A 14,799-nucleotide genomic window follows, 5' to 3' on the forward strand; every position below is an offset into this window, starting at 1 on the left:
TTAAATTTTTATCAACAACATCGTGGCGAACGTTTAAAATTTTATAAAGAACAATTTGACATGTTATCATATTTTCAATTAAAAGTATTAATCGTTGGATTTGAAAGAGGTGATCTGAATGTTGCATGATATTTTACGAAACAAATTTGGCTTCGAGAGTTTTAAACCGGGACAACAGGAAATTATAGAAAGTATAATGTCTCAACAACACACTCTAGGTATTCTTCCAACTGGAAGTGGAAAGAGTTTGTGTTATCAAATACCTACGTATTTATCAGGTAAGCCGACATTAATTATCTCACCGTTAATATCTTTAATGGATGACCAAGTTATGCAGTTGAAAATAAATGGAGAAAAACGTGTTGCCTGTATTCACTCTGGTATGGATGAAATTGAGAAAAAGCATAATATTAAATGTTTACGGCATAGTCGATTTATCTTTTTAAGTCCCGAATTCCTTTTACAACCGTCAAATTTTAAATTAATATCCACAATAGATTTCGGCATGATCGTTCTAGATGAAGCACATTGTTTATCAGAATGGGGATATGATTTCAGACCACATTACGCTTTAATAGGTAAAGTGACAAAGCACTTTAAAGAAGCGGTAGTCTTAGCTTTGACGGCAACTGCGCCACCACACTTGCAAAATGATTTAGAAGAAATGTTAGCTATCCAATTTAACGTGATTAAAACTACAATGAATCGTCCAAACATAAGCTTTAAGCATCTTAATTTTCATGATGACGAAGATAAAATTGAGTGGTTACTTCCGTTTTTAGAACAATCGGGACCAACGATTATTTATGTATCATCTAAAAAAATGTGTCTAAATTTAGCGCAACGTATCTATGATTCAGGGTTCCTTACAGGCATTTATCATGGTGATATGAATTATCAAGAGCGACACACAGTTCAACAGCAATTTTTAAATAATGACATTCCGGTCATAGTCGCAACGAGTGCTTTTGGTATGGGAATTAATAAAAAAGATATTCGAACAATCATTCACTTTCATCTTTCAACGAGTCCTTCTAACTACATTCAAGAAATTGGCCGTGCGGGTCGCGATGGTGAACCAAGTCAGGCAATTAGTTTATTCCAACCAGACGATAAATATATTTTAGAAACATTATTATTTGCAGATATGATTACAGAAGAAGATGTGCAAAATTACGAAATAGGAGAATTTTTAGCGCCAGACAAACAAGACATTTTGACAACGTTGCATTCATTCTATAGCATCAGCGCCTTGAAACAGATATTTAAACAATCTTTTAAGCGAAAACAACTAGGATTCTTTCGCATGATTGGATACAGTAAGTTAGATCAATGTAGGCGCAAGTATTTATTAGAATTTTTCGGAGAATATCCACCGTCACAAGATCGATGTTGTGACAATGATTCGAATATGTTGGATATAGTGGCTTTAAATAAGAAAAAGGTAATTAGAAGTATCGGTTTTGAAGAAAAGTTGCAAAATTTATTTCCCAGATAGTATTACTTTACTAAAAGAAAATTGACAAGCTATAATTAGTGTATACACAATTGAAAAATGATTGAAATAATTTTGAAAAATATACATAAACTTGTGTCATACGGGTATATTTTATGTAAAATCATTGTAATAGAATAGAAAGGAAGATGGCTATGTCTAATAATTTTAAAGATGACTTTGAAAAAAATCGTCAATCGATAGACACAAATTCACATCAAGATTATAAGGAAGATGCTGAAAAAGACCAAGCAGAAGCAGAACATCAAGATAGAACAGAGAAAACGGAGCAACAGTTTCCGCCAAGAAATGCCCAAAGAAGAAAAAGACGTCGTGATTTAGCAACAAATCATAATAAACAAGACCACCATGAGTCACAAGTGACTGAAGACAAAGTTCAAAATGAAGCTGGAACGTTAGATGATCGCCAAGAAGAATCATCATTACATAGTTCTTCGGATCAAGAATTTAGCCATCACGAAAGTAAGCCTCATAATGAAGAATCAAATTATACTAAAAATGCATTTGCATTGGATAAATCACATCCAGAACCAAATGAAGAACCTGTGAAACATGAGGAAGCTCAAGAAACGCGAGTTAATGAGAAAAATCAGAGTGCGACAAACAATGTCAATCATGAAAAAGTACAACAGCCTAAACCACATTTTACAACTGATAATAATAAGCCAAAAGAATCAGCAGAGAATAGTAAAGACGTGCCGGTTGAAGCGAAAACTGATGATACAAAAGAAAATCATCATGGTAAAAAAGCAGCAGCAATTGGTGCAGGCACAGCTGGAGTTGCGGGTGCAGTTGGTGGCGCATCAAAAGCTAAGAATCATGCAAAAGAACAACAAAATCATCAAAAAGATAGTGTTGAAAAGTCTACTGAAAATAATGAAGTGAAACATAAGGAAAAAGATCATAATAATAAAAAGGGTGCCGCTGTTGGTGCTGGTACAGCTGGTGTAGTAGGAGCAGATGCCGCTTCAAAACAACAAGCTTCTGCTCAAACGAACCATAATCATGAACATCGTGATCATCAAGATAAAGAAAAAGATCATAAAAAAGGCGGCATGACGAAAGTATTATTACCATTAATTGCAGCCGTTTTAATTGTTGGTGCGTTAGCAATCTTTGGTGGTATGGCATTAAACAACCATAATAATGGTACGAAAGAAAATAAAATAGCAAATACGAACAAAAACAAATCTGATGATAATAAGGATAAAGCAACTTCAGCAGATTCTGCAAAAGACAAATCGAAATCTAAAGACAATGACGAGTCAAAATCTGATAATAATAAAGATAAAGCAACAACTGATAATCAAAATAATGCAAATCAAGCGAATAACCAAACGCAAAATAATCAAAATCAACAACAAGCAAATCAAAACCAACAACAGCAACGTCAAGGCGGAGGACAAAGGCATACAGTTAGTGGTCAAGAGAACCTTTATCGAATCGCAATTCAATACTATGGTTCAGGTTCACCTGAAAACGTTGAAAAAATTAGACGTGCTAATGGCTTAAGTGGTAATAATATTAGAAATGGTCAACAAATTATTATTCCATAATTAATATCAATTCAACTGCTACATACACATTTGTGATCTAAAGTAAGTTCAGAGTAACCTGATTTACTTATAAATCACTTATCGTAATGTAGCAGTTTTTTGTAAGGATTTAGAGAGTGTTTTTCAGTTAACTTCATTAATAAGTGTCTATTTTATTGCTGTTTACTGATAATAAAGATTAAATATACAAAATTGACGTAATTGCTCAAATATCAAATTAGAATTATCAATATTATGTTATGACTTATTTTCCTAAATGTTACAAAAAAATATGAAGTGGACAATTACATGTATGACAATATTTTAGTTTAAACCTACTAATTGTCGAAAATATATCATAAATCTTCAAGCACAGACTTAGCGCTATAATCATTGAACTGTTATAATAGTTTGGGATTAAAGGAGGCCGAAACAATGCAAAAAGTAGAAAGTATCATAATTGGTGGAGGGCCATGCGGTTTAAGTGCGGCTATTGAACAAAAAAGAAAGGGTATTGATACCTTAATTATAGAAAAAGGTAATGTTGTGGAATCGATATACAATTACCCGACACACCAAACATTTTTCTCATCAAGTGATAAATTAAGTATTGGGGATGTACCGTTTATCGTTGAAGAAAGTAAACCAAGACGTAATCAGGCGTTAGTTTATTACCGAGAAGTTGTGAAACATCATCAATTAAAAGTAAATGCATTCGAAGAAGTATTAACAGTTAAAAAAATAGATAATAAATTTACAATCACGACAACGAAAGATGTTTATGAATGTCGATTTTTAACAATCGCGACAGGCTACTATGGTCAACATAATACATTAGAAGTTGAAGGTGCGGATTTACCTAAAGTGTTCCATTATTTTAAAGAGGCACATCCATATTTTGATCAAGATGTTGTTATTATTGGTGGTAAGAATTCTGCTATCGATGCTGCTTTGGAATTGGAAAAAGCTGGCGCAAACGTGACAGTTTTATATCGGGGTGGTGATTATTCACCGTCAATTAAGCCGTGGATCCTTCCGAATTTCACAGCACTTGTAAATCATGAAAAAATAGACATGGAATTCAATGCCAATGTCATACAAATTACTGAAGATACTTTGACTTATGAAGTAAACGGTAAGAATAAGACGATTCACAATGATTATGTATTTGCGATGATTGGTTATCATCCTGATTATGAATTTTTAAAATCAGTAGGCATTCAAATTAATACAAATGAATTTGGAACTGCACCCATGTATAATAAAGAAACATACGAAACAAATATCGAAAATTGTTATATCGCAGGTGTAATTGCAGCAGGAAATGATGCGAATACTATTTTCATTGAAAATGGTAAGTTTCACGGTGGTATTATCGCACAAAGCATGCTCGCTAAAAAACAAACACCGTTAGAATCATAAATCAAAAGGTCTATCTGCTAGAAGTTTAGTTCATCAATAATTGACATGCTCATTATGTCAAACTTTGTTGATGACTAACCATTGCAAATAGACCTTTTTTATACAAAAATTATAATTCGAAGTATGATTTTATTTTAGCGGTATCTAGATGATTACTTAAAGCAACTAATAGTTTTAGACGTGCTTTAGGACCATTTAAGCCATTTGAAAAAATAAAGCCTTGTTGTGCAAGTTGATAACCACCGCCATCATATGCATATGTAGGACTTACAATACCATTGAAAGAACGAGAAACTAAAATAATTGGTATATTTAGTTTAACTAATTGATTAATGCCATTTAATGCACTTGGTGGTAAATTACCTTGTCCCAATGCTTCAATAACCATCCCGTTAATTCCTTCACGACTATAAAAAGTAAAAATATCACTAGGCATACCCATATATGCTTTGATTAGCGGTACATTAAGAGATTCATTGACATTTGACAGGGCGGGTTGACGATAAGGCATATGGTGGAATTGAACACAATTTTTTGTTAGAACACCAAGTGGTCCATGGTTCGGACTTTGGAAAGTATTAGTATTTGAAGTATGGGTTTTAGTTACATTTCGTGCTGTATGAATTTCATCATTAAATACAACCATGACACCTTTATGTCGTGCTTTTTCATCAGAAGCTACACGAATAGCGGAAATATAGTTATATAAACCGTCTGAACCAATTTCATTTGATGAACGCATTGCACCAGTGATGACAATAGGTTCTTCAATACCTAATATTAAATCAAGCAAAAATGCTGTTTCTTCTAATGTATCAGTGCCATGTGTGATGACAAAGCCATCATAAAAATTTTTTGTTACTGCATCTAAAATAATATCCTTTAATTGTTTAACGTGTTGGATTGTCATATGAGGTGATGGAACATTAAAAGGATTTAATTCATCTATTTGTGCATATTGATTAATAACATCTTGATGCATTGAAATAGGGTTGATATCATTTGTTACTACTTTATTAGATTGGTCTTGTGACATACTTATTGTGCCACCAGTATGAATAACAAGTAGATGTTTCATATATTTCCTCCTATATTTCGTTTACCTAATTATGATAAAATATTATTCATAAAACGACAAGGAAGGGAAATGACGCATGAAAGCCATTAATATTGCATTAGATGGTCCAGCTGCTGCCGGTAAAAGTACAATTGCGAAGCGTGTAGCGAGTGAACTATCAATGATTTATGTCGATACAGGTGCGATGTATCGTGCATTAACATACAAATACTTAAAATTAAATAAAACTGAGGACTTTGCAAAACTTGTTGACCAAACAACATTAGATTTAACTTATAAAGCAGATAAAGGTCAATGTGTCATTTTAGATAACGAAGATGTTACAGACTATCTAAGAAGTAATGATGTGACGCAACATGTTTCATACGTAGCTTCTAAAGAACCTGTGCGCTCATTCGCTGTTAAAAAACAAAAGGAATTAGCTGCAGAAAAAGGTATCGTAATGGATGGTCGTGATATTGGTACAGTAGTTTTACCAGATGCAGATTTAAAAGTATATATGATTGCATCAGTTGAAGAACGTGCAGAAAGACGTTTAAAAGATAATCAATTAAGAGGCATTGAATCTAATTTTGAAGATTTAAAAAGAGATATTGAAGCACGTGATCAATATGATATGAACCGTGAGATTTCACCTCTAAGAAAAGCTGATGACGCAGTTACATTAGATACAACTGGCAAATCAATCGAAGATGTTACAGAAGAAATTTTAGAGATGGTTAATCAAATTAATTAATTAATTACGAAGCTAACATTAATAAATTTAAAGTTCCTTGATGAATGGAAAAAGCTGTTTTTATTCTAATTGAATAGAAATGGCTTTTTGTTAATCTATAAACGAATAACGACAATACTAGAAATAAAACTTTATAATTAATCAAGATTATTAGAAATGCAACAGATGTATAAACTATTTCTGAATCGCCTTAACAAAAATACATAAATTGGTATGTTCTTTAATTTTTTCAAGATTCAAACGCCGCTTTAAAATTTATCTATATTAAAGTGCAATTTAGCAATGACTTATTATTACCATTAACAAATGTAATGATTATAGGATGATACCTTCTATGCCCACTTCTTACTAACAAAATGTAAAAGTTTCTTAATTGTGTGGCTTTTTGTTTTATAAAAGTATAAAATTTTACTATAATATATTTTGTAGAGAACAATGAAATGACGACTTATTAAACTTAATAATGAGTTATGCTAATTTTTATACAAAAAATATGTATAAACATAGCGAACTGCATTACCTTGATACAAAAATGGTTGTAAAAAATATTTGTCGAAATGACGAATTGAATATGATAAAGTGACATATTTGTGTATATGACTATTTCACAAAATGTAATCGAGGTGGAATTTCTTGACAATTCTGTCAGTTTATAAGATGTTATAAATATGTAGTGTATAAGGAGGCAAACAAGATGACTGAAGAATTCAATGAATCAATGATTAACGATATTAAAGAAGGTGACAAAGTCACTGGTGAAGTGCAACAAGTTGAAGATAAACAAGTTGTTGTTCATATCAACGGTGGTAAATTTAACGGTATTATACCTATTAGTCAACTATCTACGCATCATATTGATAGCCCAAGTGAAGTTGTAAAAGTGGGCGATGAAGTTGAAGCGTATGTCACTAAAGTTGAGTTTGATGAAGAAAATGAATCTGGTGCTTACATTTTATCTAGAAGACAATTTGAAACTGAAAAGTCTTATAGCTATTTACAAGAAAAATTGGATAGCAACGAAATCATCGAAGCGAAAGTTACAGAAGTAGTTAAAGGTGGTTTAGTTGTAGATGTAGGGCAAAGAGGTTTTGTACCAGCTTCATTAATTTCAACAGACTTCATTGAGGATTTCTCTGTATTTGATGGACAAACAATTCGCATTAAAGTTGAAGAGTTAGACCCTGAAAATAATAGAGTCATTTTAAGCCGTAAAGCAGTTGAACAAGAAGAAAATGACGCTAAAAAGAATCAATTATTACAATCATTAAATGAAGGCGATGTGATTGATGGTAAAGTAGCACGCTTAACACAATTTGGTGCATTTATTGATATCGGTGGTGTTGATGGTCTAGTTCACGTGTCAGAACTTTCGCATGAACATGTTCAAACACCAGAAGAGGTAGTATCAATTGGTCAAGATGTAAAAGTTAAAATTAAATCTATTGATAGAGATACAGAGCGTATTTCATTATCAATCAAAGATACGTTGCCTACACCATTCGAAAACATTAAAGGGAAATTCAATGAAAATGATGTTATCGAAGGTGTCGTAGTTAGATTAGCGAACTTTGGTGCATTTGTTGAAATCGCACCTGGTGTGCAAGGACTTGTACACATTTCAGAAATAGCACATAAACATATTGGTTCGCCAGGTGAAGTGCTAGAACCTGGTCAACAAGTTAGCGTTAAAATTTTAGGCATTGATGAAGAAAATGAGAGAGTATCATTGTCTATTAAAGCTACATTACCAAATGAAAACGTTATTGAAAGTGATTCTGCAACAACTGAGGCATACTTAGATAATGAAGGTGAAGACAATCCAACTATTGGCGATATGATTGGTGATAAGCTGAAAAATCTTAAATTATAATTTTAATATAACTATTATGATGAACTCCACATGCTTTTGATAAACATGTGGAGTATTTTTCTGTAATTATCTATATTTGTAATGAATGAAAAAGAACAGAAAAAGTTAGTTATTTTGAATTGTTATATTTTGATAATAATTTTTCTTAGCACAATTATAAACTCATTTTGAATACACAGTCTCATGTGATATTATTAAAAAGATATAAGAAAGAGAGGAAGTTAGCTTATGACTAAACCTATAGTAGCTATTGTAGGTAGGCCTAATGTAGGTAAATCTACAATTTTTAATAGAATAGTTGGAGAACGTGTTTCGATTGTTGAAGATACGCCAGGTGTAACACGAGATCGCATTTATTCTTCAGGTGAGTGGTTAACACATGATTTCAATATTATTGACACAGGTGGTATTGAAATTGGTGATGCACCATTCCAAACACAAATTAGAGCGCAAGCAGAAATCGCCATAGATGAAGCGGATGTAATTATTTTTATGGTTAACGTGCGTGAAGGATTGACACAAAGCGATGAAATGGTCGCTCAAATTTTATACAAATCTAAAAAGCCGGTCGTATTAGCGGTAAATAAAGTAGATAATATGGAAATGCGTACAGATGTATATGATTTCTATTCATTAGGTTTTGGTGAACCATATCCAATATCTGGATCACATGGTTTAGGTCTTGGTGATTTGTTAGATGCAGTGGTTTCTCATTTTGGTGAAGAGGAAGAAGATCCATATGATGAAGATACGATTCGTCTTTCAATAATTGGACGACCAAATGTAGGTAAATCAAGTTTAGTAAATGCTATTTTAGGTGAAGATCGTGTCATTGTCTCTAATGTTGCAGGAACAACAAGAGATGCAATCGACACTGAATATAGTTATGATGGACAAGATTATGTTTTGATCGATACTGCTGGTATGCGTAAAAAAGGTAAAGTATATGAATCAACTGAAAAATATTCAGTGTTAAGAGCATTAAAAGCGATTGAACGTTCAAATGTTGTTCTTGTAGTAATCGATGCTGAACAAGGTATTATCGAACAAGACAAACGTGTAGCTGGTTATGCACACGAACAAGGTAAAGCAGTAGTAATCGTTGTTAATAAATGGGATACAGTTGAAAAAGATAGCAAAACAATGAAAAAGTTTGAAGATGAAGTACGTAAAGAATTCCAATTTTTAGACTATGCACAGATTGCTTTTGTATCTGCAAAAGAACGTACGAGATTACGTACATTATTCCCATATATTAAAGAAGCAAGTGAAAATCATAAAAAACGTGTTCAAAGTTCTACATTGAATGAAGTTATTACAGACGCGATTTCGATGAACCCTACGCCAACAGATAAAGGTAGAAGACTTAATGTCTTTTATGCGACACAAGTTGCGATTGAACCGCCAACGTTCGTTGTATTTGTTAATGATGTTGAATTAATGCATTTTTCTTATAAGCGCTATTTAGAGAATCAAATCCGAGCTGCATTTGGATTTGAAGGTACGCCAATTCATATTATAGCTCGAAAGAGAAATTAATGATTGGGGGATAATTATGACTAAAATCACCGTATTTGGTATGGGAAGTTTTGGAACGGCTCTTGCTAATGTACTAGCTGAAAATGGACATGATGTTTTGATGTGGGGTAAAAATCAAGATGCTGTTGAAGAATTAAACACATGCCATACAAATAAAAAGTATTTAAAATATGCGAAATTAGATGATAGCATCAATGCTACGTCAGATATGACTAAAGCAATTCAATTTGCAGATATTTATTTAATGGCTTTACCTACTAAAGCAATGCGAGAAGTTGCAACTCAAATTAATGATAAGTTGACATCTAAGAAAACATTTATTCATGTTGCTAAAGGTATTGAAAATGGCACATTTAAACGAGTGTCAGAAATGATTGTAGATTCTATTTCACCTGAATATAATGCAGGTGTTGGCGTGTTGTCAGGGCCAAGTCATGCGGAAGAAGTTGTAGTCAAGCAACCAACTACTGTTGCAGCTTCATCAAAAGATAAAAATATTAGTAAATTAACGCAAGATTTATTTATGAATGATTATCTACGTGTGTACACGAATGATGACTTGATAGGTGTTGAACTTGGTGGTGCTTTGAAAAATATCATCGCTGTAGCAAGTGGTATTGTAGCTGGAATTGGCTATGGTGATAATGCCAAAGCTGCATTAATGACTCGTGGTTTAGCTGAAATCAGCAGACTAGGTGAAAAATTAGGTGCAGATCCTATGACATTTTTAGGTTTGGGCGGTATTGGTGATCTAATTGTTACATGTACGTCAACACATTCGAGAAATTTCACATTAGGATATAAACTTGGTCAAGGTGAATCAATGGATCAGGCATTATCTGAAATGAATATGGTTGTCGAAGGAATTTATACAACTAAATCGGTTTATCATTTAGCTAAAGAAATGAATGTAGATATGCCAATTACAAATGCTTTATATAGAGTGTTATTTGAAAATATCTCTGTAAAAGAATGCGTAAAAGATTTAATGGAGCGCGATAAAAAATCTGAATAAATTGTGTATTATTACACATATACAGCTAATTATTACGTAAAATGAATAGAAATGGCTTAAATTCAACGTTTTTGCCACATAAATGATTGCGATTTATGTAATGCTTGTGTTAAAGTTTTACCATAATGATATAAACATATCATTATCAAACCTCAGGAGGTGAATGTCTAATGAACAAAACAGATTTAATCAATGCAGTTGCAGAACAAGCTGATTTAACTAAAAAAGAAGCTGGTTCAGCAGTAGATGCTGTATTCGAATCAATCCAAAACTCACTTGCTAAAGGTGAAAAAGTACAATTAATTGGTTTCGGTAACTTTGAGGTACGTGAACGTGCTGCACGTAAAGGTCGTAATCCTCAAACTGGTAAAGAAATTGATATCCCAGCAAGTAAAGTTCCAGCATTCAAAGCTGGTAAAGCATTAAAAGATGCTGTAAAATAATTTTACTTAGAAAGCCCTGAATAAGGGCTTTTTATTTTGCCTTCATTAGTTGTAATAAACGAAAAAACGTATAAAGTTTAAGATATTAACTAATAAAAGTAAGCCATCTAATTTCGAGTTAAATTAAAATAAGAGTTTGTTTTGACATTCAAATAAATGTGATTAAAAGATATGAATTTCATTTTCATAGATGGTAGAGGGACAGAAGTGATAAAGAAACACTAATGATTTATTATGTAGTGGCTCTTACACATTGATTGTGGCTAATGTGTACATAAAAATAGGAATGTATGAATAAAATTCATGCATAAGATATACTAATTTCTATAGAAAAACTAATTCATTATGTTTGAGCCCACCAACTTGCATTGTCTGTAGAATTTCTATTTGAAATTCTCTATGTTTGGGGCCGTTCCGCCGGTAAGATTGGTTAGAATTGAAAAAGCTTGTTACAAGTGTATTTTCATTCAGTCAACTACTGCCAATGGATCATTTTAGAGCCTAGGACATTGATTTATGTCTTAGGAACGAATTTTAAAAATAAAGATAGAAATCAAACAGTGGTAATGATGTTCAATTGAGTTCATAAAAGTTACTACTAAAACGATAATTAAAAATAGAATTGTAAAATATACATAAAATGATCTCTCTATAAATTGGAATATAAAAATGATTACTAATCTTAATGCTTCAAAAGATTTTAATTTCTTACATATAATGTTAATATGAATAGTGATAATATCGTGAGGTGTAGACATGGAAACAACTGTAAGCAAATTGGAAAGACAAATAAAAAAAAGATTAAATGGCGTATCCGAGTATGAACCTATAAATATTAATCATAGATTAGGTGCATTACTAGATTCATATGATATTCCAGATGTTGCCAAAGTAGCATGCCTCACAATTGACACATCAATGAGACACCTAGATGACATTACTTATAATCATTTATCTAAGCATTCAATTTTGATTGGTGATTTAATTAGTGCACATTTTTATACATTACTTGCAGAAATCAATGATTTATCATTTCAAAATGAAATTAGTAAAGCAATTGTTGAAATCAATGAATTAAAATCATCTTTACATCATCAAGCTCTGAGTGATTATGAAATATCACAAGCAATAGTAAGGATTGAAACACTTTTTCCATATATTACAATTTCTCATTTTGGTACCATTGTTGATGAGTCGAAAATATATAATTATTTATTTGAAGATATGTCTGATTACTATCCATCATACTTCAAGAAATATAATCAAAGTGAAGTAAAACGTTACTTACACGATATCCAAAAAAGTTATTTGAAAAGTAGAGGTAATTAAGCATGGCTGACAATAAAGCGAATAAAGAACAAGTACATCGAGTATTCCAAAATATATCCAAAAAATATGATAGATTAAACAATATTATTAGTTTTGAACAGCATAAAGTATGGAGAAAACGCGTCATGAAAGATATGGGCGTAAGAAAAGGTACAAAAGCCTTAGATGTATGCTGTGGTACAGGAGATTGGACGATAGCCCTAAGTAAAGCGGTTGGACCAACTGGCGAAGTGACAGGTATTGATTTTAGTGAAAATATGCTAGAAGTAGGAAAAGAGAAAACTGCTTCAATGGAAAATGTTAAACTTGTTCATGGCGATGCGATGGACTTACCATTTGAAGATAATTCATTCGATTATGTAACGATTGGATTTGGTTTGAGAAATGTACCAGATTATTTAGGTGCATTAAAAGAAATGAATAGAGTGCTTAAACCAGGTGGTATGGTAGTTTGCCTTGAAACGAGCCAACCAACTTTGCCAGTATTCAAACAAGTATACGCGCTTTACTTTAAATTCGTTATGCCGATATTTGGAAAGTTATTTGCAAAGTCAAAAGAAGAATATGAATGGTTACAGCAATCTACATTTAATTTTCCAGGCAAAGACGAATTAAAGCAAATGTTCGAAAAAGCTGGATTTATAAATGTAAGAGTACGTAGCTTTACAGGTGGCGTTGCTGCAATGCACCTTGGCTATAAAGAAAAAGATAATTCCAAAGGTGATTAACGTGGCAAAGTTAAACATGAACAATGAAATTAAAAAAGTGGAACAACGACTTGAAAAGGCAATTAAAAGTAAAGATTCTGTTCTAGAGCAAGCTTCTTTACATTTATTGTCTTCTGGTGGTAAACGCGTACGACCTGCTTTTGTGATTCTTAGTAGCCAATTTGGTGAAGATGAACAAACGTCTGAACAAACTTATCAAGTTGCAGTCGCATTAGAGCTAATTCATATGGCAACACTTGTTCATGATGACGTTATCGATAAGAGTGATAAACGCCGTGGTAAGTTAACCATATCAAAGAAATGGGATCAGACAACAGCTATTTTAACTGGAAACTTTTTATTGGCATTAGGACTTGAACACTTAATGGCAGTAGAAGACAATAGAGTGCATAAGCTGATTTCTGAATCAATTGTAGATGTGTGTCGAGGGGAATTATTCCAATTTCAAGATCAATTTAATAGTCAGCAATCTATTATCAACTATTTAAGACGTATTAATCGTAAAACTGCACTGTTAATTCAGTTGTCAACAGAAGTTGGTGCAATTACATCTCAATCTGATAAAGAGACTGTACGAAAATTGAAAATGATTGGTCATTATATAGGTATGAGCTTCCAAATCATCGATGATGTATTAGACTTCACTAGTACCGAAAAGAAATTAGGTAAGCCGGTCGGAAGTGATTTGCTTAATGGTCATATTACATTACCGATTTTATTAGAAATGAGAAAAAATCCAGAATTCAAATTGAAAATTGAACAATTACGACGTGACAGCGATCGTAAAGAATTTGAAGAATGTATTCAAATTATTAGAAAATCTGACACTATTAATGAATCTAAAGCAGTTAGTACAAAGTATTTGAAGAAAGCTTTAAATTTAATTGATGAATTGCCAGATAGCCACCCTAAATCACTTTTACAAAGTTTAACGAAAAAAATGGGTTCAAGAAACACTTAGTATTTATGAAAAGTATTGAAAGCGCTTTACCAACCTGTTAATATATAATAGTAATATACATAAACCTATTAAACACAGGGGGATACATAAAGTGGAACGTACATTTTTAATGATTAAACCAGATGCAGTACAAAGAAATCTAATTGGTGAAGTAATATCAAGAATTGAGCGAAAAGGACTTAAACTTGTTGGCGGTAAATTAATGCAAGTACCAATGGAACTTGCTGAAACACATTATGGCGAACACCAAGGTAAACCGTTTTATAATGATTTAATTTCATTTATTACATCAGCACCAGTCTTCGCAATGGTAGTTGAAGGTGAAGATGCAGTTAATGTATCTAGACATATTATTGGCAGTACAAATCCTTCTGAAGCTACACCCGGTTCAATTAGAGGAGATTTAGGTTTGACTGTTGGTAGAAATATTATACACGGTTCGGATTCATTAGAGTCAGCCGAACGTGAAATTAATTTATGGTTTAATGAAAATGAAATTACAAGCTATGCTTCACCACGTGATGCATGGTTATATGAATAAAATATAGATTGTAAACCTTTACGATTTATTTATAAAGGTAAAAAAGGGTTTTGTTATGTGGTTAGTCATTATGATTATACATAACA

The 14,799-nt window shown here is 32.4% G+C and carries 13 protein-coding genes and 1 pseudogene; 13 read left to right on the forward strand and 1 reads right to left on the reverse strand.

Annotated features, from left to right (window positions below; all coding sequences use genetic code 11):
* The 4 genes and pseudogenes from CD116_RS13885 to ypdA form a co-directional block, all read left to right on the forward strand.
* Positions 1-129: pseudogene (locus tag CD116_RS13885) on the forward strand (helix-turn-helix domain-containing protein); the annotation flags it as partial.
* Positions 119-1,498, forward strand: a complete 1,380-nt coding sequence (locus CD116_RS06555; RefSeq protein WP_047549302.1) for a RecQ family ATP-dependent DNA helicase — start codon at positions 119-121, stop codon at positions 1,496-1,498. The pseudogene CD116_RS13885 and the gene CD116_RS06555, both read left to right, overlap by 11 nt.
* A gap of 152 nt (positions 1,499-1,650) precedes the next feature.
* Complete coding sequence (gene ebpS, locus CD116_RS06560) at positions 1,651-3,072, forward strand: elastin-binding protein EbpS (RefSeq protein WP_047549305.1); 1,422 nt, start codon at positions 1,651-1,653, stop codon at positions 3,070-3,072.
* Positions 3,073-3,486: 414 nt separating this feature from the next.
* Positions 3,487-4,473 carry a bacillithiol disulfide reductase YpdA gene (ypdA, locus tag CD116_RS06565; protein WP_047529424.1) on the forward strand — a complete coding sequence of 329 codons (987 nt, stop codon included), beginning with the start codon at positions 3,487-3,489 and terminating at the stop codon, positions 4,471-4,473.
* Between the two features lie 109 nt (positions 4,474-4,582).
* Here ypdA and CD116_RS06570 read toward each other — a convergent pair whose 3' ends face one another.
* Positions 4,583-5,551, reverse strand: coding sequence for an asparaginase (locus CD116_RS06570; protein ID WP_047529426.1), 969 nt, complete (start codon positions 5,549-5,551; stop codon positions 4,583-4,585).
* A 76-nt stretch (positions 5,552-5,627) separates the two neighbouring features.
* Here CD116_RS06570 and cmk point away from each other — a divergent pair, with 76 nt between their 5' ends.
* The 9 genes from cmk to ndk all read left to right on the forward strand — a co-directional run bounded on the left by cmk (position 5,628) and on the right by ndk (position 14,713).
* Positions 5,628-6,287 carry a (d)CMP kinase gene (cmk, locus tag CD116_RS06575; protein WP_047529429.1) on the forward strand — a complete coding sequence of 220 codons (660 nt, stop codon included), beginning with the start codon at positions 5,628-5,630 and terminating at the stop codon, positions 6,285-6,287.
* A gap of 694 nt (positions 6,288-6,981) precedes the next feature.
* Positions 6,982-8,157, forward strand: a complete 1,176-nt coding sequence (gene rpsA / locus CD116_RS06580) for a 30S ribosomal protein S1 (RefSeq protein WP_047549308.1) — start codon at positions 6,982-6,984, stop codon at positions 8,155-8,157.
* 228 nt (positions 8,158-8,385) lie between these two features.
* On the forward strand, positions 8,386-9,696 hold the full coding sequence (der, locus tag CD116_RS06585; RefSeq protein WP_000165527.1) for a ribosome biogenesis GTPase Der: 1,311 nt from the start codon (positions 8,386-8,388) through the stop codon (positions 9,694-9,696).
* Positions 9,697-9,712: 16 nt separating this feature from the next.
* Positions 9,713-10,711: an NAD(P)H-dependent glycerol-3-phosphate dehydrogenase gene (locus CD116_RS06590; RefSeq protein ID WP_047425592.1), complete on the forward strand. Its 999-nt coding sequence runs from the start codon at positions 9,713-9,715 to the stop codon at positions 10,709-10,711.
* A gap of 170 nt (positions 10,712-10,881) precedes the next feature.
* Positions 10,882-11,154, forward strand: coding sequence for an HU family DNA-binding protein (locus tag CD116_RS06595; protein WP_001043863.1), 273 nt, complete (start codon positions 10,882-10,884; stop codon positions 11,152-11,154).
* Positions 11,155-11,910: 756 nt separating this feature from the next.
* Positions 11,911-12,483 (forward strand): heptaprenyl diphosphate synthase component 1, encoded by a 573-nt coding sequence (locus CD116_RS06605; protein WP_047529435.1) that lies wholly within the window; start codon positions 11,911-11,913, stop codon positions 12,481-12,483.
* 2 nt (positions 12,484-12,485) lie between these two features.
* Positions 12,486-13,211: a demethylmenaquinone methyltransferase gene (locus CD116_RS06610; RefSeq protein WP_047425588.1), complete on the forward strand. Its 726-nt coding sequence runs from the start codon at positions 12,486-12,488 to the stop codon at positions 13,209-13,211.
* A 1-nt stretch (position 13,212) separates the two neighbouring features.
* Positions 13,213-14,172, forward strand: a complete 960-nt coding sequence (locus CD116_RS06615; RefSeq protein ID WP_047549311.1) for a polyprenyl synthetase family protein — start codon at positions 13,213-13,215, stop codon at positions 14,170-14,172.
* Positions 14,173-14,263: 91 nt separating this feature from the next.
* Complete coding sequence (gene ndk / locus CD116_RS06620; protein WP_047529439.1) at positions 14,264-14,713, forward strand: nucleoside-diphosphate kinase; 450 nt, start codon at positions 14,264-14,266, stop codon at positions 14,711-14,713.
* Positions 14,714-14,799 lie beyond the last annotated feature (86 nt).

Origin of the sequence: Staphylococcus schweitzeri, from assembly GCF_002902405.1 — a bacterium.
GTDB lineage: Bacteria > Bacillota > Bacilli > Staphylococcales > Staphylococcaceae > Staphylococcus > Staphylococcus schweitzeri.